The following is a 23,861-nucleotide window of genomic DNA, read 5'->3' on the forward strand; positions in this document are numbered from 1 at the left end:
TATGTATTTAAACGAGTCAGATATTATAAATTTGCGTAAAATTGTTAATAAACTATCTATTAACAACTTACTATATATTTTGATAAATCACGATGTGGATGTTGAGGATATTAAGTTGAATCCTATCTTTGATGCTAAAACAACAGTAGATGCAACAATTCTGAATATTTATGTTGCTGCAAATAAAGTACATATTGATATTAATGTTTTTAAGGTAAGACCATTTTCTAAGCTTGAAAATATATATAAAAGATATGAAACCCTTAACCTGAAAAATGCTTTATTAGCAGTAGAAAAAGGAGTTAAGGAGCTTTTATATAGGTATGTTTTTGGTAGTAATACATATATGAAACTAACCAAACAAAATATTTATATTAGAGCATTTGAAAGTAGTTTAACTATCCATAATGTTATCAGTGGGTTATATAGAATACTTGCTGAAGATTATCTTACTATTATAAGTCATGATAAACAGATAGCCGCAATACCATGTGAACCAAGTTTTGTTGGAGATGCTCAGATAAATGAGATACATTTGGGTAACTTTCTTAGATCTTATGTCCATTGTATTACTATCAAGGTTATATTTTTATCACTTTCTAGTGAGAAAAAAAATATTGAGGTTGTAAAAAATAAAGTACAAAAATTTGTCAAAGAAATAAACAATGTAAATGTAAAAATAAACATTATTTCTTCAAATATAGCACAAACATCTAAGGAGGCGCTTTCTTATATTGGTGATTATCATTTAGATAGTCATTTGTAATAGATGTTATTTTTATTACGGTAAATTTACATCATAAATTAGCATTATTTTAATTAGATAGATAATGTAAGCTGTTTGTTTTAAGTAAAGGAGTGATTTTATGCAAATTTATTTTATTTCATATGAAAATTTAAAGAAAGCGTTTATAAATGGGGTAGACTCTTTTTTAGAGTTACATAAAATACAAAGTAATCAAAACTATGTGAGTAGTACAATGAGTCACATGTTTCAAATTGGAAGAAGTGTACATACAGTTGAGATTACAAATTTAGAAGTTGAAAAAGCGAACAGAGTTAAAGCAGCTATTAAAAGATGTCCAGATGAGGAGGAGTTAAAAGTAATTCTTAAATCATTTGGTAACAGGTTGTTAGAGATAGCTCGTGAAAAAAATAAAAGATGCTATTTGACAACATACTATTCATTTATTTCTCTATCTATTTTTCACTATGCGACTGTATCAAGCGACTCTAATAGGTTTATTAAAGATGGAAGCATTCAACCTATTTATAATGTTGAACTATTACTTAAATATTACTTAACCCCAGATACTCGTCATAAAACAATCATGCTTGAATTATTTGACTTGTTAGGAAAAGCTTTAATTAATGCTGGGGAAGATAACGTAGGAAATAGTAATCTGATGCTTGATAGTACAACTACAACTTTAGATATAGATGATGCTACAGATACAGATAAATTGGGAGCGTTACTTGCATCTATATGTGAGCAGAATAATAATTTCCAACAGAAAGCTAGATTATTTTTGGGAGACGATATGTTTAATAAATATTCTAGCTTAGCAAAAAAGTTTAAAGAAGGATTTCATAATGGGAAGTTTGAAAAATATGATGAAGAGACAAACGATCCTGTTTCGCTTATGAAGAAACAAAGTGTTGAAGCTTGTTATAACAAAGTAAAAATGGTGCTTCAAGCTATAAATAATATGAGTGAAGGATTAGTCGCATATGCATTGAAATTTGAGCAAAGGACTTCAAGTCCTAGAGCAGGTAGTCAAGCTTTAAATTTTATTAAAGGTAATGCGAAAACTTATGGTTATGGTGTTGGAGAGACTCAGCTTGCTAATCAGCTTACAGGTATTATTACCACTCAAGCATTACAAACGGCTTTTCCACCAGCAGTTATTACTTCACTAGCTAGTGGGATTGTAAGTACGTTAGTAGATGTGTGTTTTGAGTCAAAAGGTTATGGTGTAAAAAATAGACATGGTATCACAGGACAAATAAGAGCATTCTTGCTTAAGAATTATTTATCACAGCTCGCAATTTATATAAAAAATCAGTACTATTATTTTTTTCAGCTTTGTATTGAAAATGATGATAGCTTCGAGTCACATAAAAATATTATATTAAATACCATAAAGTCATTTGAAGATGCATACAAAAAAGCAATAGGAAAATTACCAAATCATACTAAGAAAGGTAGTTTATATTTTTATCTTAATATGTATGCAAATCCAGATAAACAGTTTGAACCAGATATAGATGCTATAAATAAATGGAATAGAGATAAACTATCTTGGGTAAAAGATGATGAATAGTGAGAAAAAATAATTAATTTTCAAAATATGCTATTAATTTTGTTTACAAGTGATTCTAATATTCATATTCTATACTTACACTTAAAAATCAGTAGTAATTATAGTAAAAACATATGGAAAACAGAGGTTTACAGCTATTATCCTGGCAAAATGTTGCTGCAGAGGTAGAGAAAGTAAATCCTCAGTTAGCGCAGGTGATTAATAGCATAGAAATACCACAAAATTGTAAAGTTATAAAAGCAAGTTATAACTTTGGCGATCATATTTTAGATAAGGGAACATTGCACTTGCCATATAAAGGCAAAATATATCCTATAGGATCAAAAGAGCTACCCAAAGAGATCGTTAGAGAGCTTTCATATACCAATATCCCAGTGGGCTTACCTCTTAATAAAATTATTGAGGTTTACTTAGATAATGATAATTTCACAATACCGTTTTCAATAAGTAGTCCTGGAGATATTTTCGCTTTATGGAGTATACTTTCTGCCGATGATTCTATTTATAAGCAACATGCAGCGTCTTGGAATATGACAGCAGGCTCTAGATCACTTCATTTATTACCAAAAACATCAGATGCTAGAAGTTTTAATCGATTAAAAAAAGAACTTTCTCTTAAAAATATAAAGAAACCTAAGAATGTTCTTGAGCAATGGAATTTATTTAAGGCTATAAGTGATACTCAAACATCTGAAGATAAATGGAGTATCGAGGTATTATTTTTTTCAAAAGAGTGGTTTGAGAATAAAAAATTAGATTCTTTAAGACTGTATCTTCATAGTATGGGGTGGCGAGAAACAGGATTTTTAAGAGATAGCATAAATTTTAAGTTTAAGCTCTCACATGTACTTACAGATAGTAATCTTAAACCTAATCCATATATTGTTGACACGCTACATCATTTATATGCTATAAGAAGAAGCTTTTATCCGGGATTTTTTGTTGCTTCAAATGAAGTTGCACCGATTGATTACTTGCAACAAGCTTTTACTGATTTATATCGTATTCCAAGCGCACCAGTTTTTCTTAGCGCTAACCAATTTGATAAAATTAAAGAGAGTCAGCCAGCTTACTATTCACTTCAGATACCAACATTAATGGAATTTTCACCCAAATCACGTATGACAAGTCGAGTTGTTGATATTGTCGAACTTCATGATATTTTAGAAAAAGTTGAGCAAAATTGTTTATCACGAGAGCCTGATGCATCTTTTAGAGCTGTAGATGAATGGATTTTTAAAACAGAGCATGATTTTTTTCATACAAATGAAATTGAGACGAATTTAGCGCTAAAATCAACACAAGATATTGTTAAAGAGGATAAAACAATGTTAAGACAAGTGAATAAGTATCCATCACTGGCATTTAGTGAAAGTGCTTCTTTCCTACGAGGTTGTGTAAGAGTTTGTAAAAAAGACTCTGTAGAGCCTACATTATAATAATTCTAAACAAGCGGTTTTTAATTTCTTAAGGGTTTATCTAATATTGTTATTCTTAAATTGTAGTTGCAGTAGTTGTCTAGCAGTATTAAAATAAACCCTTAAATATTCTATGAGCTCATAAAATGACTATATTAAAAAATACCCTTACTGGTTGGAGTAAAAAAGAGATTACTTGGTTAGTTAGTTGTATTGTATTGACTATAGTTATAGCTTTTTTGAGTGATAGTAGTGCTTTTATTCTTATATTTTCAGTTATTAGTATTACAAACCTAATATTGGCAGCTAAAGGCAAAGTTTTTAACTATATATTGGGGCTAATCGCCGCTGTTATGTATGCTTTTATTTCATATCAAAACCAAGTATATGGACAATTACTTTTAGCAGTTTTATTTTTATGCCCTATACAGTTTTATGGCTGGTATAACTGGACTAGACCTCAAAATACAACTAAAGAAAAACAAATTAAGATCAAAACTTTAACAAGATCACAATTTCTGAATATTGTGATTTTAATATCTGTGGTATCAACGATTTATGGTTATTTCGTTTTACATCTGTACTTTGGGCAAAATGTTGGATTAGTCGCAGATTCAATAGTTGAAACTACTTCAATTGTGGCTTTTATACTTACCGTACTATTGTATAAAGAATTTTGGATACTTTGGTTAACTGTAGATATTTTAACTATTTCAATTTGGGTAGATGGAATACTAGATTCCGCTATTACAATAGCAATTATTCCGGTTATCATTACTAAGGTTGTTGCTTTGATAAATGCCATATATGGTTATATGAGTTGGAGAAAGTTATATGAAAAACAGTCTTAAAAGAGTGACTTTATTTAGGTTATTATCCTAATGGTGTATCTAAACCTGTTAATGATAAGGATGTAGTCCCATTATATGTAATTCCATTAAGCCTATAGCTTAAGTTGACTTTTGCATCATAAACTTTACCTAGCACAACATCAGTACAGCTTATAAGAATTGTTTGTGCAGCACCACTATCTATGAGAGCGTACGTTGTGCCTGTCGGCGTGGCAATATTATAATTACCTGTTTCATCTAATGCTATGACAGCACATCCACCAGTTACGGCACTGCCAGTTACTGTATACGTTATAACAGTAGGGTTACTACTATTATATGGTTGAAAATTAGTTGGTAGATCAGATATGGTTATATAATTTGTGATTGAGCCATCAGCATTGGCTAACCCCATACTTTTGCTTATATCTGTATATTTGTAGTTAAGACAGCCTGTTAAAATAAGGCCTGCTATAACGGCAATTAAGTATTTATTATTTAATTTCATTAACAATATCCTCTTATTGTTTAAAGTTCACATTTGAGTTTTTTAGTAGCTAGCGTGGATCTTTTTACTTTGGCACTTATTTTTGTATCAGTTGATTTAGGGCAAGAATCTCCAACACATGAGTACACATACCAGTTTTGATTGGGATTTAGAGTCCTTAATGTGTCAAGAGACATGGTTATAGTACTTCTATCATCTGTTGTTAGGTTTTGCATCTCAATTAAATCAGCTACAGGTATAGATCCATTCCCAATAAAGTATTTAGCATCAGGATCTTGATTATCAGGAATATCCCAAACTAGCTTTGTAACTGTAGGTGCAGATGTAGAGCCTTGGCTACAATATGCTTTTGCTCCTGTTACAGCTTCTAGTTTAGAGCTAAAAGGTAGTATATTCAGTTCATAGGTACCACCTTCATCTGTAGTTAGAGTACCATCTAGACCAACATTTACTCCATTCTGGTTAACTTGTATATTAAATGAATCACTATATGGCCATGTATATATTTGAATTCCAAAGTCATTAGGGAATATAGGTTTATTATCTAGTATAGCTTTTGAATATACATCAAACCAAGACCAATTTGTAGATAAACCTGCTGATGAAATAAAGCTTGTATTGTTATCAAAGAACTTATCTGGATGTTGCATAAACGAGCTAGCATTTATGTTAGCAGGTGCTTTTCCTAGAGGTGCAGTTATAGAGGTGTCTTGCGGGAACTCGCCAGAGACTATAGCAGCTAATATGTTCTGAGTTAGTCTTACATAGCTATTAGTTGAATTTGCACCAGGATTACTAAAAGGAGCTACTGATCCTGTTAATATGTTCCAAGTAGTTCCTACCTGAGTACCTGGACCAAATAGTGCAAGGTTATTTACACCTGATAACCCATCTCCAGAACTTAAAGATATTTTACAAGCATCTGTTCCATCAACACAGGTCATATCCATAGTACTACCAGAGCCAAGCCCTGTTTTTAGATTTACATTTATAGTTTGAGGCATATTATCATTATTTTTGCAGATATTTTCTAAATATGTAGAACTAGAGGTGCCGCTATGTTCATTCATTTCATCTGTGGCATTTATAAATGTCAGAATATTTGTTGCTTTATCATAGGTTGCTTTATATACACAATATTGATTGTCAGAAATATATAACGGATTACTAGTATCATAATGCTCAAAAGCTTTAAGGATGTAATTACCATAATCATTGTTATAGAAGTAAGATTCTGTACCAGTAAGAGTTGAGATATTATCAAAAGCAGATATTGTACTATATAGAAAAGAACTACTAGCCGTAGGATCATTCTGAGGTGATAGTAATCTAATAATATTATCACTAGAATCCAAGACAAATAGGTTGTTCCATAAATTAGCTAATTCACTATTATTTTGAGTGTATTTAGTTATATTATCTTTTACATTGTTGAAAATATCTTCTCTTGTTAATGAAGTGTCAAAACCTGACTTGGTAACTACACCAGCAGATGTTGTACTTATAATAGCTGCAGGTATTGAGAAGTTATCTACCGCACTTATATCATAGAAAGCATTTGAATTTGTCGTGGATGTTGATATTTCTGAGTAATCAAAAATTATTTTGCTAGTTTTTATAGTTGGGTTTGATGGAGAGTTTACCTTATTAGCACTTACTGTTAGAGGAGTGTAACCATCTATAGATTCATAGATTCTAGAACTTTTTATTCCTCTAGGAATAGTAATATATAATGTCTTATCAGAGGCTGAGAGGGTTTTATAGTACTCAGTAGGAAGTGCTTCATCTTGAGTTAAAGTAGATGGGTCTATGCAGTCAAGAGTTGCAGGGCTACTCTTTGTTCCATCTCCTTTAATTTTGTACACACAGTTAGAGCTATCATTTAGTAGTGCGTAAAAAGCTAGGTTTACAGTATGAGAGCCACCGTTTTCGTTTATGTTGTTAGATATTTTTAATGTCAAAAAGTTTGTGTCAGAAGCTAAACAATATGTTGAAGTAGCTGACAGTGCAAGGATCATTAGTGCTTTTTTAAGCATTGAACTATCCAAATTATGTAATATTCATTTGATGAGAGTATATATGTATATTTCAATATGAGCAAACCACTTCTAATGTCAGTTGTAAATCACAGTTTTTACAAAATGATACTGTTTTGGTATAATGTGAATTACAAGTTCAAAGGAGGAGAGTTAAAATGTCACTTATAAAAAATAGAGAAAAGCAAAGCAAAAATAAGGTAGCTCTTCATCTAGAGATTGATGAAAGTGTTCTTACAGAGCTACTTGAGTATTTGAAATGGGCTAAGATAAATGGTCGAGGTCATTTTATAGAGGAGGCTTGTAAGTATGTCTTCCAAACTGATGAAGAATGGCAAAAGTTTAAGCAAGAGCATTATGAAACATGTGGCGATGTTCTTACTGATGTAGAAGAAACGGATGTCGATATAGCTAACCAGATGGTTTGTGAAGATGAGGGTATGGTTAATCTAGAAGAGGAACATAATCTAGGGAGAGAGCTTCAAAAGAAAAAATAGATAGGTTTGTTTTGGAGGTTTTTTATATTTTCTATAAATGATCTAAGTTTTTTAAGTGTACCATTTTTAAATACTAATAGTCACATATTGAAGTATAGCTTCAATAGTTTATCAGTCTTATTCCCTTATCCCTATCAAGGTAGTTTTATTGCCTATCAGTTGTTTTAGCTTTGAAAAACAAAGAGTATAATGTCTACACTTAGTAATTCAAGTTAGGTTTCATATGGAATATTTCACACACCTAAATCCAAATGATATAGATAATGCAAAATATGCAATTTTGCCTGGTGATCCAACGCGAGCGAGAGATTTAGCTTTTTGCATTGATGAGAATGCTATTAAGCTGAAAGAAAACCGTCAACATGCTAGCTATTTGGCGTATGTTAATAAAGCTCCAATACTCGTCGTAAGTACTGGTATGGGTTGTCCTGCAATACATGCGGTAACTATAGAGCTTAACCGTTTAGGATTAAAATATCTTATCCGCATAGGTACATGTGGAGCTATCAAGCAGAGCATAAATCTGGGTGATATTGTATTTACTAAATCTGCTGTTAAACTTGATGGTATTTCAAAACAGTACTTGGATGTTGCATATCCAGCTGTTGCCTCTCATAGTCTTACTCAGTCATTTGTAGCGGCTGCAAAAGAGTATAATATTCCACACCATGTTGGAATTACTGCATCATCGGACACATTTTGGCCAGGACAAGAGCGGCATGATAATTTTTCAGGTTATTTATTGCGTAATCTACAGGGCTCTATGCAAGAATGGCGTGCATTGAATGTTTCTAATTTTGAGATGGAAGCATCAGCGTTACTTTCTGCTGCTCATATATTAGAGATGAAAGCAGCTTGTTTTTGTGGCGTGTTAGCTAAACGAGTGGATAGTGAAGAAGTTTCAATGGATGCTAAAGCTATAGCTAAAAAGAACTGGGAGACAATTTTAAAGCCTGGCTTGATAAACGATATAAAAAAACGCGAGAATGAAACAGGAGGAATGGTGAAATGAAAGTAGATAATCAAACAAAGCTATACCATATTGGATTTTCTCGTGAAGATATAGAGTCTGCAACAGTTGCTATACTTACAGATGATAGTGATTATACTAAAGACTTAGCACTTGCTTTAGATCCCAAAGCAAGATTAGTTTGTATTAATAGAGAATATCATAGTTATATTATTCATATACAAGATAAACCTGTACTTATTATATCTACTGGTTTTGGTGGTCCTGCAATGGGAATAGGTTTAGAAGAGCTTTCTATGGTTGGACTAAAAAGCTTTATAAGGCTCGGAGAGTCTGGAGCTGTCCGTGAATATCTACAAGTTGGAGATTTCGTTATCGCTAAAGGAGCTTTACGCCAAGAAGGAACTTCTCAACATTATGCCCCAATTAATTATCCTGCTAGTGCGGATTTTAATTTTGTTGAACTTGCAGAACAAGCAATGATTTCTTCTGAGCTTCGATATAGAATTGGAGTAGTAGCGAGTACAGATATACTTTGGCCAAAGCAAACTGCGAGTGATTTATTTGATAAATGTAGTATCGACTATCAGCGTAAATTATTAAAGAGCTGGCAAGATTATCGTATACTTTCGGCAGATAACACTACCGCAACTTTGTTAACGATAGCTAATGTTTTTAATCTTCAAGCTATAAGTATATTGGATGTTATTGATAAAATAGATCGTCCAGACTACGAAATTTCAAATATAAAACGCGATGATGCTCTTCGTATTGAAAAATGGGCTAAGTTCCTACCCACACTTCTAAGAACTATTTTAGATAAATAGAATTTCTTTAAAGATTTATTTATGTGAGTTAGCTTTCATATTGTTCACAAACTTTTTTAACTGAGTTAACATTTTATCTTTATCATCTAAATTATTCTCAATAATCTTTACAGTAGCAGAACCAGATATAGCTCCAGCTGCACCAGCTTTTATTGCTTCTTGAACTTGTTCAGGATTGGATATACCAAAACCTAAAATAGGCTTAGGAGCATTGTACTCTTTGAGTTTTGCTAGCACTTTCTCTACAGGCATATTAGCAGCAGTCTCGGCACCTGTAACACCAACTCTTGATAGCAAATAAGTATATCCATTTCCTAAGCTTGATATTTGCTGTAGTAGTTCATTTGTAGCATCTGGTGGCGCGATAAATATCTGAGATATACCAACCTTTTTAGCAATATCACGAAACTCTTTAGACTCATGAGCCGGAACATCTGCTACAAGTATTGAATCAACACCAGCATTTTTACATTTTTGATAAAAGTTCTCGATACCATTAGCATAAACAAGATTTGCATATAGTAGTAATCCTATTGGGATATTGGGATATTTTGCTCTTATTTTAGTTAATATTTCAAAACAATCATTTGGCGTAATACTACTATTTAAAGCTCGGATATTTGCTCCTTGAATAGTCGGACCATCTGCCAAAGGATCAGAAAACGGTATACCAAGCTCTAGAGCATCAGCCCCTGCGGCAACAAGGGTATCAATGATTTCTAAAGATAGCTCTTTGTTTGGATCACCAATAGTTACAAAAGGTATAAAGGCACCTTCATTTTTTGTTTCTAAATTTTCAAAAAGGGTTGTGTATCTATCCATTATTAAATTTCTCCCTTTTCTTTTAATATATCATGTACTGTAAATATATCTTTATCACCTCGACCAGATAAGTTTACAACTAGAAGCTGTTCTTTATCTGGGTTATCGTAAGCAAGTTTTAGAGCATAAGCTAAAGCATGAGATGACTCTAATGCTGGGATAATTCCTTCTTTCTTACATAGTAGTTTAAAAGTATCCAAAGCTTCATCATCCGTAATGGATACATATTCTGCTCTGCCAATAGCCTGTAAATGAGCATGTTGCGGCCCAACAGATGGGAAGTCTAAACCTGCAGATACTGAGTATGATTCTTCAATTTGCCCATTAGAGTCTTGCATAAGTGGAGCTTTCATACCAAAGAATATACCTGTTTTACCATGTCTTAGTGGAGCTCCATGCTCACCAGTGTCAATACCTTTACCAGCAGGTTCTACACCAATAAGCTTAACATCCTTCTCATCAATAAAATCAGCAAACATACCAATCGCATTTGAGCCACCACCAACACAAGCAATTACAGCATCAGGCAGTCTATCTTCTTTTGCTAAAATTTGTTGTTTTGTTTCCTCTCCGATCATTCTTTGAAATTCTCTAACAATTGTTGGAAAAGGATGTGGTCCAGCAGCTGTACCTAGTAAGTAATGAGCTTTGTTGTAGTTTGCTGACCAGTCTCTTAGAGCTTCATTACAAGCATCTTTAAGAGTTGCTGATCCACTATGCACAGGAATTACTTCTGCACCCATTAATCTCATTCTAAAGACATTTGGACTCTGTCTTTCGACATCTTTTGCTCCCATGTAGACTTTACATTTTAGATCTAATAGAGCACAAGCTAGAGCTGTTGCGACACCGTGTTGTCCAGCTCCTGTTTCAGCTATAATTTCTTTTTTACCCATTCTTTTTGCAAGTAGAGCTTGTCCAAGCACTTGATTCGTCTTATGAGCACCGCCGTGCAATAAGTCTTCTCGTTTTAGATATAGTTTAGTTTTTGTATTTTTGACTATATTTCTCGTTTTTGTAAGAGCTGTTGGACGACCGGCATATTCCTCCAAAAGCTCTTTAAATTCTTTTTTAAAGTCATCATCAGATTGAGCCTTTATAAATTCCTGCTCTAGTTGTTCAAGAGCGGGTACAAGTATTTGTGGTACAAATTGACCACCAAACTCACCAAAATAAGCATTTAGTTTTGACATTTAAATACTATGATTAAATTTTAATGTGTCTATTATCGCTAATATTTGAGCTAAAGGCTAGAGTTGGTTGCTAATCAGTAGTTTTTATAACAAAGTTGTATGTATAATGAATATATTCACAATTTTGATTGTTTAAGTATGAAAATTAGTAAGTTATTAGTATCTGGTGGGATTCATGGAAATGAGTACACAGGAGTTTATATTGTTAATCGTATGAAAAAATATCCACTAAAGACTAAATCTTTAAAAATTATACCTTTGTTAGCGAATCCAGAAGCTTTTAGATTAAGTAGAAGATATAAAGATCAGGATTTAAACCGCTCTTTTTCAACGCAAGATTTACATAACTCTTCACTAAGTAGTTATGAAAATCAACGAGCAAGAGAAATCTACCAACTATATGGAGCTGAATCTGAATCACCAGTTGATTTTTTAGTTGACTTACATACGACTACCTCAAATCTTGGTAAAACTGTTATTACTGATGGGAAAAGTCCATTAGTAAATAAGCTATGTGCATACTTGGTTGAGCAAGTAGACGGTCTTAAAGTGATTAAGCATGAGAATATTACTAGTGTAGCAATGAATAATATTGTTCCAATGTCTTTAACTATTGAGATAGGAGCTGTAAGCACAAGTATTTATGACCCTAATACTATTAATGTAACTACAGAGATTGTTAACAAAATAATAGAGTTTATTGAGCAATCAAACTGTGATAATGCTCCAGAAGTCAAAGGATGCAAAGCTTATGAGCCAGTTAAGACTATTAGTTATCCAAGAGATAATGATGGAAATATTAATGCTGTAATTCATAAGAATCTCCAAGGCAAAGATTTTCAAGCTCTTAATTATAACGATCCTATTTTTGAATTAATGGATGGCAACGATAAGTTCTTAGATGTTCCTGGTAGATGGTATCCTATATTTATAAATGAGTCTGCATATTATGAAAAAGATATTGCATTCTACCTTACAAAAGAAGTCGATCTTTAGCTTATAAAAGATGTATTTTTTAAGCTAAGGCTCCTGATTTAATCATACCTACAGCTATAGACATTAGAATTACAGCCATTAGTTTGTTAATTATTTCAACACTACTGTTTGGCAGTAGTTGAATCATTTTCTTTGAAAAAATCAATAAAACAGCTATTAATCCTGATATTATAAAGACTTCTATACTTTGATATAGTTTGTATATTGTAGCTTCATAGTCTTTAGAAAATATTATAATTAAACTTAGTGCTCCAGCCCCAATAGTTATTGGAAAGCTAAAGGGTACAATGGCAAAATCAGAATTTGAAGAGCTTGTTTTGATTTTACCTTCGTATAGTAGGGTAAAGCCGTTATAGAAAATAATGATTCCTCCAGCAACTTTAAAATCATCAATACTTATCCCAAAAAGGTTTAGCAAATCAATACCAAGCCATACGGCTGCTAACATTATTACAGCAATTGTAATACTTGCTATTATAGCTTTTTTAAGGTGTTCTCTGTTATCAAGCTCTTGAGCTAACTGGTTAAATATAAATACCTTTGAAATAGGGTTTATAATTATAAATAATCCAAGTAAATGCTTTAAGAAAATAGTTGTCACAATAGCTAACAAATAAATTGAGTATGGGTATATATTATAAAAATTATAGAGTTTGTCAAAACAAGAGATTATTTTAAGTCATATATTTCAGAAAACTTAGTTTCTAAGTAATTAACGTAATACTTAGCATTTAGCTGTTCACCACACATATTATATACAATCTCATTAGCAGGCTTTAGGCTACCGTGTTGATGAATATTTTTAGTTAAGAACTCTAATATAGGTTGTAGTTTATTTTTTTGGATTGAGCTATTTACATCGAACTCTTTATCCATATAGTGGAATATTTGTGAAGCATAAGCGCTGCCAAGAGCATAAGTTGGAAAGTAGCCAAATAATCCGGCAGCCCAATGTACATCTTGTAGTATGCCTTCAGCAAAATCTTTAGGAACAATACCTAGATATTTTTCATATTTATCATTCCAAAGTTTAGGTAAATTTTTGATAGCTATATCATTTTCAAATATTTCTTTTTCTACTTCAAAGCGAACTAAGATATGAAGAGAATATGTTAGTTCATCTGCTTCTACACGAATTAGACTAGGACTAACTTTATTGATAGCTTTATAAAACTCTTCTTCACTAGTCTTTGTAAGATTTTCAGTAAATAAACTTTGTAACTCACTATAATTGCTATTCCAAAAAGCTCTATTTTTACCAACTAGATTTTCATAGAAACGAGATTGCGATTCATGTATTCCTAAGCTAACTCCTGTACCAAGTATTGAGTCGTAAATATCATCACCAATATTCTGCTCATACATTGCATGTCCAGTTTCATGGATTGTGCTAAATAAGGAAGATGTAAATAAATCTTCAATATAACGAGTAGTCATTCTGACATCGTATTTGTTGAAATTTAAGGTGAAAGGATGGGCACTTTCTTTTAAAAGACCACTGTCAAAATCAAAGCCTAGTTGCTTAGCAATTTTGTTAGAATACTGTTTCTGTTTTTCTATATTATATGGTTTATCAATACAGCTAGTATCGACTTGTTTTGCTTGCTTTATTTTTTCTAATAGAGGTACTATTTTTTCTTTTAAGCTGTCAAAAAAAGGTTCTAGTTTTGCGACAGTCATACCTTCTTCATACTCATCAAGAAGTACATCGTAAGGGTGTTCTTTGTAACCAACTTTTTCTACATATTTTTTTTGGTAATTGATGATCTTTTCTAGGTATGGTGTAAACTGTTCAAAATCATTATTTTTTCGAGCTTCTGTCCAAATATTCTGAGCTTGAGATAAAAGTTTGTTATATGCAACATATTCATCTTTAGGAATTTTGCTAAGCTTATCTCTTTCTTTAGTTGTTAGATAAACTATTCTTTTGTTAATCTCATCAAGTTCAGAAAGGTTTTTATTTAGATAATCTAAACTTTTATTTACGTCATCACTGTTTGTTATTTCATATACTTTTTCACTAAAAAAACCAATAACATCAGAAGTTGTATTAATGGAGTTTTTAGGAGCCTCTGTTTCAAGGTCCCAATGCATTAGAGATATTGCGTGATTAAATTTCTTCTTTTGAGATAGGTTGTTCAGTAGTTTCTGGAGCTGGTTTTTGATTTCGCTCATTTTTTTCTTTTGCTTGCTGTTTTCTTTCATTAGAAATAGTTCGTCTTAATAGGGTATCATATATTGGTTTTTGATGATGAATATATGTTAGCATTGACGCACTAAAGCAAGTTATCATAAGGGGTAGTAGTAAGTGATAATTCCAAGTCATTTCGACCACAAGAACAATCCCTGTTAGAGGAGCTCCTACTGTAGCTGTAAATAGAGCACTCATTCCTGCAACAGCAAATACTCCGGCTTCAATATTATATTCAGGGAATAGTTGTGTTACTGCTAAGCCATAAGCAAGTCCAAAAACTGTACCAAGGGCGATCATTGGAGCAAATATTCCACCGGTGACTCCTGTACCATAAGAGAAAATTACTCCGGCAAAGCGAAGAGCAAAAAGTACAAGTAGCATTTTTATAGATAGGTTATAGTCAAGAGAATTTGCGATGACTATATAACCACCACCAACAGCATTTGGTGATATTACAACTCCAGTACCAAAGATTACACAAACAATGATAACTAGAGTCCAGTATCTTTTCCTAGAGCCTTCAGAGAAAAAATTTGCAACACGGATTAAAGCTTTATTGAAGAATAGCCCAAAGTACCCAAATACAAGGCCTAGAACCATAAATAGCCAAAGTGTATTTTGCGGTACAGAACTAAATGTTTCTACTCTTATTGCAGGGGGGTTGCCCATGATAGATCTAGAAACAACAATACTCATAATACAAGCTATAATGACACACTTAATTGCTGAGACACTAAATCTGAACTTTCTATTCATTTCTTCTATTACGAAGATAATACCAGATAAAGGAGTATTAAATGCTGCTGCAAGACCAGCACCAGCACCAGCTGATATTACAGCATTAGCGTACTTCTTCGTTAGCTTAAACCTATCAATGAAAAATTGAGCTAAAGCTGCTGCCATGTGAATAGATGGGCCTTCTTTCCCTAAGCTAAGACCAGATCCTAATGAAAAAAGACCACTGACGAACTTAACAGGAACAACTCTTTTACGTAGCTTTCGACAGCCTTTTAATGCACCCTCAACTTCTTGTATACCACTACCACCAGCTTCTTTTGCAAATCTTCGAACTATAAATATTGAGATAAGTACCATCGCTATGGTTATTGTTATAGATATTGCAACTTGTACAAAGATATTTCCACCACTAAAGGTGAAAAGCCATTTTTTTAGGTAAGAGATGTAATCTAAAATAAGCTGAAAAGCAGTCGCTAAAAGCCCTATCATAGTACCTAGTAGGGCGCCAGATAGCACCAACACCCAAATATGTCTATTATTCTTATAGTATGTGTCTAATACTTTATTACTCATAACATATAGATGTGGCTAACCTGATAAAACAGATTATACCTTTTTAGTAATATTAAAAAAGAGAAAATTGACTTAAATTAAAATATTTGCTATTTAAATTTAGTTAAGTAATATTTTTTGTTATTTCATTAGCTAAATCTGCAGATTGTCTTTCATCTCCAAGAGTCCCTATACGGATTTTTATCTCAGTAGAGCGATTCTTGATACTGCTTAGATTTATTGAAATATTTTGACCGCCATATGATGCTTTAACTTCAGCTGTATTATCAGCATATGACTGGCTAAGAAGTTTGTATTTGCTATCCATTTGGATAGCCTTAATAGTAGCATTATATACTGATCTTAAATCCTTAGGAACCTCTATAATATAGTTGCCATTTACGTAATACACAGCACCGCCAGCTACAGCAGCAGTACCAATTAGAATAGCAGCAACGACACAGCTATTTAAGGAAATAGCAATAAAAATAGATAGAAGAATCAAACGAATTTTTTTATACATATTTAAGAGTCTTTATGTACATTTGCTTGAATTTGATCCATTAGTGTAGAAGAAAGAGCCTGATCGCCAAAAGTACCAAACTTAATTGTTATTTTCGTTGCATCTTTTGTAAGGTAAGTGATATTTACACTAAAGCTTGTACTGTCAACTTTTGTAGCTCCTTCAACAGAGGCTTTTTGATTATCTTTATCTAAATCTTTAGATACCAAAACAAAATCATTGTTATCATTAACGGCTTTTAATGTTGCTTTATATACTTCTTTATAACTACCCTCAATATTCATTGAATAATTACCGTCAATATACGCAACAGTACCTCCACCCACAGCTAAAGCAGCTACTATACAGCTGTTAAGACCTAGCAAGCAAGAGCAAGTAAAAGCTCCTAATAAAAATTTTCTAATAAAAGACATTTTTATTTCTACCTTATTAATTTAGATTTTTATTAATTTGGGTCATTAGAGTTTCTGATGCTGTACGATCTCCAAAAGTACCAAACTTAATTGTTACCTTCGATGCGTTACCTGTAAGCTTTTCTATTTGAACATAGAAGTCTGTAGAGTCAGCTTTTGTATTACCTTCAATAGTTGCGTCAGTAGGAGTGATAGTTTTCTTTGTAAGTACAAAATCGTCATTGTTTTGAACAGCTTTTAGAGCAGCGTTATAAGTATCTTTTAGGCTACCTTCAACGTTTGTAGAGTATTTCCCTTGAACATACGCTATGGTACCACCGCCTGCAGCAGCGCCAACAAGTACCCAACAACTGCTTAGAGAAAGAGCTGAAGCAGCTAATAAAGATGCTGTTAAAAGTTTTTTGATTTTCATGATTGTTTCCTCACAGTTTATTATATTGTATAAATTTTACTACCATAAATCATAATATACGCGGTTTTAAGGATAGTCAATTTGAAAGTTTGATATTATCGCTATTTATAAACTCTTAAATATAGATAGAAGGAGAACTTATTGGATAGTTGATATTTATAGTTATAATGATAAATAGTAATTCCTAATAAGAGCTTTGTAATGCTTCATATTCTTGATTTTTGTACAATGGCGGTTAATTTATTATGTACTTTTTTATTAGCTAGTTTTTATACTATTGGTTGGCCAGTGGGTATTTTAGGCTTGATAATGAGTACAGTTCTGTTTTTTATTAGTAAATTATACGCTGATGCTATTCTTCAGATAATACTGATGTTTAGTTTTGTATACGGATGGTATAGCTGGAGAGTTAACAAACAAAATAAAAGTTTTAGTATTCAAAGATTAAGTCTATCAGGATGGGTAGTAACAATATTTTTGATTGTGTTGGTTGGTATGTTAGTCTCATCATTACTTATTGAATTTACTAAATCAACTACTCCTTATTTGGATGGATTTACGAGTGTAGCATCATTGGTTTGTGTTTTGCTTGCAAGCCGTAAAATTATTGATAACTGGATAATCTGGATAGTTGTTGACTCTACATATATTGTTTTATATTTATATAAGGATTTATTCTTTGCAACAATTACAACTATAGTATATGTGATAATAGCTATATATGGTTATAAGCATTGGAAGAAGGTACAGGGGACATAAGTAATGTTATTAGATGCTCATGTTCACACAGATAAATACTCTTTAGAGAATTTTGAAAAAGTAGCTAATGAATGCTTAGATAATAATATACAGCTAATGTCTGTCTCGATGTGTATTCCTTCGTACCTTAAAATAAAGGAGTTAAATAAGAAGTATAGTTTCGTGATTCCCTCATTTGGTATTCATCCGTGGAATGCTAAGTCATATTCTAAAAAACTTAGTAATTTAGATAGCTATTTAAAAGAGAGTAAATACATCGGTGAAATAGGTTTAGACAAAAAATTTTTAAAATATGCAGATCCATATAAAGACCAACTAGCAGTTTTTGAGTATATAGTTTCTCATGAATGTACAAAAGGTAAACTCTTAAATTTACATACTAGTGGTGCGGAAGTAGATGTTGTAAGAATATTGAATAAATATAGTCAGAATAAATTTATAGTTCACTGGTATGCTGGAGATTTGGATATTATTGATAAATATTTAGATTTAGGTGGATATTTTTCTATTGGAGTTGAGGTGCTTTTTAGTAACCATATTAAAAATATAACAGCTCAAATACCTTTAGATAAAATATTAATAGAAACAGATAATCCTTCAGCATATTCTTGGCTATTAGGAAAAGAAGCTAATACTGGTATGCCAAGCTTATTATATAAAGTGGTTGATGAAATCCGTAAGATAAAAAAAGTTCCAAAAAATATTTTTCTTGAGCAGTTAGAGAAAAACCAACGATTAATTTTAATGTAGCATTGTATTTTTAAAATAAAACCTAGTTTACTATCTTAAAGAAATCAACTAATATATAGTTTCAATATCGATTCAATCTTTTGAGAAATTCAATGAAAATAATGTTCTCAGCAGATGGCATTTCTAAATCTGAATTAGAAAAAACAGCCACTATTTCAAAACATGTTGACTGTGTGAAAATTGGTCATATCTTATGTTCTACACTATCTTTTAAAGAAATTCATGAGCTAGTTGGCGATAAAGATATTTTCCTGGATTTTAAGCTTCATGATATCCCAAATACTGTGAAAACTGCGATAGAAAATTACTCTAAAGCTATTCCAAATTTTAAGTATTTTACATTTCATGGTACTGCAAGTGATGGTATGGTTAAAGCAGCTCTTAGTGCAGATACACAAGCTATTCCTTTAGCTGTAATTACTTTAAGTAGTGATGCTAATTTTGATAAGGCTGATAGCTTAGCAAAATTTGAAAGGTGTGTGGATTTAGGTGTGGAAAACTTTATATGTCATCCACATTTGGTTGCTGATGTGAAAGCTAAGTTTGGGGATAAAATCAAGCTATATGTTCCAGGTGTAAGGCTTGAGACAGATTTAACAGATGATCATTTTAATGCTTTAACTCCAAAAAAAGCTAAAGAACTTGGCGTTGATTATATTATTGTAGGAAGGCCTCTTTTACGAGCAGATGATATCGTTGAGAAACTAAAAGAGTTTGAATGCTAATATGGAAAATCAAAATCTTAAAAAAATCATAATTTCACCACCATTTGGTAAATATCTTAAATTCAAAGAAACATCTAATGTTTATGGATCATTCACGGTAAATAGGCGTTGGGGACTCATTAAGCAAGCTCTTAAAACTATCCGTAAAGTAGAAAAAAATGCTTGGAGAAATAAGATAGGTCTACGCAACCCAGGATTAGCAAATGCAAATCCTCCAAAAAGATCTCAGGATATAATCTCATTAGCAGCATTAGAAATTGCTGATTGGCAAAGTTTTGCAGAGACTTTGAAATTACCGAAGTTTGCAAATCATAAAAATATTGAGATAAATATTGGCTGTCCAAATGCTAGTATTGTTGACTTCCCAGCAGAGTTAGCACATTTATTTGAGGGTAGAAATATCAGTATCAAAATGCCGCCAACAATAGATCATAATGCTAAGATTCGAGAGTATTTAGCTGTTGGTATTACAACATTTCATTTATGTAATACTATTCCTACTGATAAAGGTGGGATATCTGGTTATCCATTGCATCAGTACACTTTCCCAGCTATCAAGAAAGCCCGAGAAGAGTTTAGTGATACTATCACAATAATTGCAGGTGGTGGAATCTACACGCTTGATGATGCTAAAAAATATTTAGAAGCAGGAGCAGACCATTTATCATTAAGTTCGATAATGTTTAATCCTGTAAAAGGTAAAAAATTAGTAAAAGATATTTCATCCTTAAAATCTTAACTATTTCTTTGTAACAAAAATGTTACACAATGATACATTCTTGAAACAGCTTTTTTTTATAATTATTTCTATAATTCCCAAACTTATAATTGTTTAGATTAAGTAATAGATCTTAACTTAATAATGAAATATAGGAATGAAAATGAAAAAAATTCTTCAAATTAGTGCCTTATCTATAAGCACTATTACACCAATATTAACATTTGCACATGGGGCTCTTTCATATCCTGAAAGTAGACAGTGGATGTGTTCAACTAACAACTCCCCAGGTAAGGACACACCATGGGATGGTGGTGACAATCCTGTATGTAAAGCCATAGCAAGTGATGGTCAACAGGCTGTGATGACAGATTGGAGTGGTGTTGCTCAAGGAGCTGCTGCTGGTAAAATTTCAAAGTGGGAAAACACACTTGATGCACACAAAAAAGTAATTGGTGCAGGTGATATTTGTAACGGAGGTAATTCAAAGTATGATGCTTTAAGCAATACTGAGTACAACTGGAAATCACAAGCTACAATTATAAATGTTAACAAGCAAAGCAAACCTTTTACATATGCTGTTACGGCTCCTCATAGAACTTATGGTGAAGGCTATGTCGATGTTTATATAACGAATAGTGGATGGCAGCCTGGTCAAAAAGTTACATTTAAAGATTTAAATACAACTCCTATTTGTCATTATAAATCTGTTCCAGAAATGTCTCCACTTCAAAATGGAAAAAATAGTGATGGCTCAGCAAACAATTTCGAGAATTTTGAATGTAAAATTCCAGAAGATACTGCTACTGGTTATCACGTACTTTTCACAGTCTGGCAAAGAAATGATAGTGATGAAGCTTTTTATAGTTGTAGTGATATTGATGTCGTTAATGAAACACCTACAGAAATTGTTTGGGATAAGTTCCCAAATGTGGATGGTGAATTAGAAATACCAGAGTATACATCAGCTAGTAAAGATGACAAGATTAGTTTTGAAGCAAATGTTGATGGTCAAAAGTTAAAAACTTCAATAACTATAAATGAATCAAACTATGGTAATTGGCAGTATGCCTTTGCTGAGCAAATTAATAACTTATCTGAAAAAGTTAAGGTTGGTAAAATCAATAGTGAAAATGTTGTAGAGCCTCAGAAGTCTAATAATACTATTTATGTTAATAGTCAGTACTCTTCAGGTAGTAATACTTGGAAAACTTCTTTAGAAGCTATACAACCTGATCCTGTGTCTATAGAGTGGAAAGATGTTGATGCTGTTGGTAAAGATAGTAACTCGCTGTATGATATACAAACTCTAGAAGTTGGCGATAAGATAACTTTTAGATTGTTTAATAATAAAGAAAACTTACGTACGGGTGTTAGCTCAGGAAACTCTGATGCTGATAGTATTGATCTAAATATAACTGATACTAATATCGGTAGCTGGAAATATGAATTAGCGAAAAAGTTCAATAGAGAAGCATCTAACAGAGATAAAATTAGAATTGGTGTGCTAAATGGTGATATCGTTGAGCCAAGCAACTCTGACACTTCTGATAATGCTGTGTATTTATCAAATGATAAAGCTCAACATGGTGATAATTATTCTTGGATTATAGATGTTAAATCAGAGCCTCAGCCTGACCCAACACCTACTCCTGGAGGAGAGTATAATTATCCTGAAGGTATTGGATCATATACGGACGAGACTATAGTTAATGCTGGTGGTAAAAGATTTAAATGCAAAATTCCTGCTTGGTGTAATATTGAAGCCTATAGTCCGGTTGGTAATTATCCTACACAAGCATGGGATGAAATAGGTTCTAATCCGGACCCAGAACCTACACCAGATCCAGAGCCAACTCCGGATCCTGAACCTACGCCTGAGCCAACTCCTGCAGGTGAGTGGGATCCTAATGAGGTGTATACCGAGGGTGATGTTGTAACTATTGACGATGTTACATATAACGCAAATCACTGGTCTACAAACAAGGATCCTAGAGATAACAATTGTCAGTATGGATGCCCTTGGACTAAAGCGTAGGTCTAATCTAATAAAATCTAATCTAATCTAATCTAATCAATGAGACTATTTATATGATTAAAAAAACTATTATCTCATTAGGAATAGCATTTTCAGCTATTACACTAAATTATGCATTGCCACAACATGCTGAGGGTGAGCAAGTGTGTGATATGCATGCATTTACTCAATATAATAAATACTTAGCATTTTTCAATAAGCATTTGATTCTTAGTGAGAATACTAGCAAGATAAATTACGGCAGTAATGATGCAAAATATAAAATCTTACAATTTTGTGATTTTGAGTCTAAAAGCTGCTTAGCAAACTATAAGACTCTGCAACATGTGGCAAAACAGCACAATGATGTTAGTATCAATCTTTTGTATTATAGTAATGATGATCATTCTATTAGTGAAAATGTCTATAAAGCTTCACTTACGGTCTATTTAGCAAAGGGTCAAACTGCTTATCGAGAGTTTATAAATAAAGTGAGTAAAGCTCCTATAAAAACAGATTCTGAACTTGCGACTCTTTTAAAGAGTTTCAATATTTCAGATGAAGATATGAAGAAATATACTCCAGAAGTATCTAATATTGTGAAGCACTCAAAAGAGATGGCAAAAGAACTTAAAATATCTCATATTCCAGCAGTTTTTATAATGCCTAAAAAAGATATATCTGAGAAAAATATTTATTACTCAGAGTTTGAAGATGTTCCTCAATATATAATTGAAAGAGCACTTAATCATTTAGACCACTTATAATTGAGTTAGCCTATCTTAGACTAGTAAAAAAGATATTAATAATCTTTTTTACTAAGCAATAATTTATCAGTATTTTTATAAGATTGTGGTGCAAAGTCTCCCATCCATTCTTTGACAGCTTTGAAATTTTCGATAAAAGTTTGCTTGTCCCCTTGTGCTACTTTCTCGGCATTTAAGTTTACAAATTTTGCAAACTCAGCAATAGTTTTTTGTCTTTGCTCATCAGACATTATAATATCTGAATATAGTCCAGGACCTTGACTAAAAAGCCTACCGACTATGTTGAGCTCCATCTTGTATACTGGGCTTGCTAGCTTGAGCATCTTTTGAATATCAACATTTTTATGCTTAAGAAATAGTCCTAAGCAATATACACTGAAATGCTCAATACCTTGGATAAAAGTCATAGCTTCATCATGTTCTTCTGCAGTCATCTTTTCGATACTAAAGCCAATTCTTGCGAGATCATCTATAAAGTATTGATATTTATCTTGTTGTTTACCATCACATACAACGATAACTTGCTTTTCAGGAGAGCTAATTGTAGGTCCAAATATAGGGTGTAAACCAACTACAGGACCACTATAATTGGCAAGCATCGCCTCTAGAGGCTCTTTTTTGATACTAGTGTAGTCTGCTAAAATTGTCCCTTCTGAAAGGTAGGGAATAGTCTTTTTGATAATTTCATTTGTTAAAAATATTGGTACAGATAGTATGACGATATCTTGGTTAGCAAGCTTTGCAGCTGGGTTATTCCAGTCAGTTTCATCAAAGATAGTTAACGTATATTCTGGTAAAAATTTACCAAAAATATTTTGAGTCATTTGACCCATTTCACCACTACCACCAATTATACAAATCTTTTTTTGCAT

The 23,861-nt window shown here is 32.4% G+C and carries 25 protein-coding genes; 14 read left to right on the forward strand and 11 right to left on the reverse strand.

What is annotated here, in order from left to right; genetic code table 11:
* Position 1: 1 nt before the first annotated feature.
* From iglJ to pnuC (QI37_RS06330), 4 genes are all read left to right on the forward strand, one after another.
* Positions 2-766, forward strand: coding sequence for a type VI secretion system baseplate protein IglJ (gene iglJ, locus QI37_RS06315; RefSeq protein ID WP_040009648.1), 765 nt, complete (start codon positions 2-4; stop codon positions 764-766).
* A gap of 100 nt (positions 767-866) precedes the next feature.
* The gene (locus QI37_RS06320; protein ID WP_040009651.1) at positions 867-2,324 is read left to right on the forward strand and encodes a hypothetical protein; all 1,458 of its coding nucleotides are present in this window, start codon (positions 867-869) and stop codon (positions 2,322-2,324) included.
* A gap of 113 nt (positions 2,325-2,437) precedes the next feature.
* The gene (locus QI37_RS06325) at positions 2,438-3,763 is read left to right on the forward strand and encodes a hypothetical protein (protein ID WP_040009654.1); all 1,326 of its coding nucleotides are present in this window, start codon (positions 2,438-2,440) and stop codon (positions 3,761-3,763) included.
* A gap of 125 nt (positions 3,764-3,888) precedes the next feature.
* Positions 3,889-4,593, forward strand: coding sequence for a nicotinamide riboside transporter PnuC (gene pnuC, locus QI37_RS06330; protein WP_040009656.1), 705 nt, complete (start codon positions 3,889-3,891; stop codon positions 4,591-4,593).
* Between the two features lie 22 nt (positions 4,594-4,615).
* Here the strand turns inward: pnuC (QI37_RS06330) and QI37_RS06335 are convergent, their stop codons facing one another.
* Both QI37_RS06335 and QI37_RS06340 read right to left on the reverse strand, forming a co-directional pair.
* On the reverse strand, positions 4,616-5,080 hold the full coding sequence (locus QI37_RS06335; RefSeq protein WP_040009659.1) for a hypothetical protein: 465 nt from the start codon (positions 5,078-5,080) through the stop codon (positions 4,616-4,618).
* 20 nt (positions 5,081-5,100) lie between these two features.
* Entirely contained in the window at positions 5,101-7,116 is a 2,016-nt protein-coding gene (locus QI37_RS06340; protein ID WP_040009663.1) for a beta-1,3-glucanase family protein, read from the reverse strand.
* 158 nt (positions 7,117-7,274) lie between these two features.
* On the opposite strand from QI37_RS06340, the gene QI37_RS06345 reads away from it, so the two are divergent.
* From QI37_RS06345 to QI37_RS09975, 3 genes are all read left to right on the forward strand, one after another.
* Positions 7,275-7,613: a hypothetical protein gene (locus QI37_RS06345; protein WP_040009665.1), complete on the forward strand. Its 339-nt coding sequence runs from the start codon at positions 7,275-7,277 to the stop codon at positions 7,611-7,613.
* A gap of 223 nt (positions 7,614-7,836) precedes the next feature.
* A complete protein-coding gene (locus tag QI37_RS06350; RefSeq protein ID WP_040009667.1) occupies positions 7,837-8,625 on the forward strand; it encodes a nucleoside phosphorylase in 789 nt (262 codons plus the stop codon).
* Positions 8,622-9,410, forward strand: coding sequence for a phosphorylase family protein (locus tag QI37_RS09975; protein ID WP_052399166.1), 789 nt, complete (start codon positions 8,622-8,624; stop codon positions 9,408-9,410). The genes QI37_RS06350 and QI37_RS09975 overlap by 4 nt, the downstream gene beginning before the upstream one ends.
* A gap of 15 nt (positions 9,411-9,425) precedes the next feature.
* On the opposite strand, the gene trpA is transcribed toward QI37_RS09975, so the two are convergent.
* Positions 9,426-10,232, reverse strand: coding sequence for a tryptophan synthase subunit alpha (gene trpA / locus QI37_RS06360; RefSeq protein WP_040009670.1), 807 nt, complete (start codon positions 10,230-10,232; stop codon positions 9,426-9,428).
* A 2-nt stretch (positions 10,233-10,234) separates the two neighbouring features.
* Entirely contained in the window at positions 10,235-11,425 is a 1,191-nt protein-coding gene (trpB, locus tag QI37_RS06365) for a tryptophan synthase subunit beta (protein WP_040009672.1), read from the reverse strand.
* A 138-nt stretch (positions 11,426-11,563) separates the two neighbouring features.
* On the opposite strand from trpB, the gene QI37_RS06370 reads away from it, so the two are divergent.
* Positions 11,564-12,421: an aspartoacylase gene (locus tag QI37_RS06370; RefSeq protein ID WP_040010738.1), complete on the forward strand. Its 858-nt coding sequence runs from the start codon at positions 11,564-11,566 to the stop codon at positions 12,419-12,421.
* A gap of 19 nt (positions 12,422-12,440) precedes the next feature.
* Here QI37_RS06370 and QI37_RS06375 read toward each other — a convergent pair whose 3' ends face one another.
* The 6 genes from QI37_RS06375 to QI37_RS06400 form a co-directional block, all read right to left on the reverse strand.
* Positions 12,441-13,022 carry a MarC family protein gene (locus QI37_RS06375; protein WP_040009674.1) on the reverse strand — a complete coding sequence of 194 codons (582 nt, stop codon included), beginning with the start codon at positions 13,020-13,022 and terminating at the stop codon, positions 12,441-12,443.
* Positions 13,023-13,090: 68 nt separating this feature from the next.
* A complete protein-coding gene (locus QI37_RS06380) occupies positions 13,091-14,596 on the reverse strand; it encodes a carboxypeptidase M32 (protein WP_040009676.1) in 1,506 nt (501 codons plus the stop codon).
* Positions 14,532-15,926: a H(+)/Cl(-) exchange transporter ClcA gene (clcA, locus tag QI37_RS06385; RefSeq protein WP_040009678.1), complete on the reverse strand. Its 1,395-nt coding sequence runs from the start codon at positions 15,924-15,926 to the stop codon at positions 14,532-14,534. Before clcA ends, QI37_RS06380 begins: the two co-directional genes overlap by 65 nt.
* A 103-nt stretch (positions 15,927-16,029) precedes the next feature.
* Positions 16,030-16,428, reverse strand: a complete 399-nt coding sequence (locus tag QI37_RS06390; RefSeq protein WP_040009680.1) for a DUF3568 family protein — start codon at positions 16,426-16,428, stop codon at positions 16,030-16,032.
* Positions 16,429-16,430: 2 nt separating this feature from the next.
* Positions 16,431-16,841, reverse strand: coding sequence for a DUF3568 domain-containing protein (locus QI37_RS06395; RefSeq protein ID WP_040009682.1), 411 nt, complete (start codon positions 16,839-16,841; stop codon positions 16,431-16,433).
* Between the two features lie 16 nt (positions 16,842-16,857).
* Positions 16,858-17,253, reverse strand: coding sequence for a DUF3568 family protein (locus tag QI37_RS06400; protein ID WP_040009684.1), 396 nt, complete (start codon positions 17,251-17,253; stop codon positions 16,858-16,860).
* Between the two features lie 201 nt (positions 17,254-17,454).
* Here QI37_RS06400 and pnuC (QI37_RS06405) point away from each other — a divergent pair, with 201 nt between their 5' ends.
* The 6 genes from pnuC (QI37_RS06405) to QI37_RS06430 all read left to right on the forward strand — a co-directional run bounded on the left by pnuC (QI37_RS06405) (position 17,455) and on the right by QI37_RS06430 (position 22,989).
* Positions 17,455-18,012: a nicotinamide riboside transporter PnuC gene (gene pnuC / locus QI37_RS06405; RefSeq protein ID WP_040009687.1), complete on the forward strand. Its 558-nt coding sequence runs from the start codon at positions 17,455-17,457 to the stop codon at positions 18,010-18,012.
* Positions 18,013-18,015: 3 nt separating this feature from the next.
* The gene (locus QI37_RS06410; protein ID WP_040009689.1) at positions 18,016-18,762 is read left to right on the forward strand and encodes a TatD family hydrolase; all 747 of its coding nucleotides are present in this window, start codon (positions 18,016-18,018) and stop codon (positions 18,760-18,762) included.
* 92 nt (positions 18,763-18,854) lie between these two features.
* Positions 18,855-19,487, forward strand: a complete 633-nt coding sequence (gene pyrF, locus QI37_RS06415) for an orotidine-5'-phosphate decarboxylase (RefSeq protein ID WP_200883195.1) — start codon at positions 18,855-18,857, stop codon at positions 19,485-19,487.
* A 1-nt stretch (position 19,488) separates the two neighbouring features.
* Complete coding sequence (locus QI37_RS06420; RefSeq protein ID WP_040009692.1) at positions 19,489-20,226, forward strand: HisA/HisF-related TIM barrel protein; 738 nt, start codon at positions 19,489-19,491, stop codon at positions 20,224-20,226.
* Positions 20,227-20,368: 142 nt separating this feature from the next.
* Positions 20,369-22,243, forward strand: a complete 1,875-nt coding sequence (locus tag QI37_RS06425) for a lytic polysaccharide monooxygenase (RefSeq protein WP_040009694.1) — start codon at positions 20,369-20,371, stop codon at positions 22,241-22,243.
* Positions 22,244-22,296: 53 nt separating this feature from the next.
* A complete protein-coding gene (locus QI37_RS06430; RefSeq protein ID WP_040009696.1) occupies positions 22,297-22,989 on the forward strand; it encodes a hypothetical protein in 693 nt (230 codons plus the stop codon).
* A 35-nt stretch (positions 22,990-23,024) separates the two neighbouring features.
* On the opposite strand, the gene tyrA is transcribed toward QI37_RS06430, so the two are convergent.
* On the reverse strand, positions 23,025-23,861 hold the full coding sequence (tyrA, locus tag QI37_RS06435) for a bifunctional chorismate mutase/prephenate dehydrogenase (RefSeq protein WP_040009699.1): 837 nt from the start codon (positions 23,859-23,861) through the stop codon (positions 23,025-23,027).

Origin of the sequence: Candidatus Francisella endociliophora (assembly GCF_000764555.1) — a bacterium.
GTDB classification, from domain to species: domain Bacteria; phylum Pseudomonadota; class Gammaproteobacteria; order Francisellales; family Francisellaceae; genus Francisella; species Francisella endociliophora.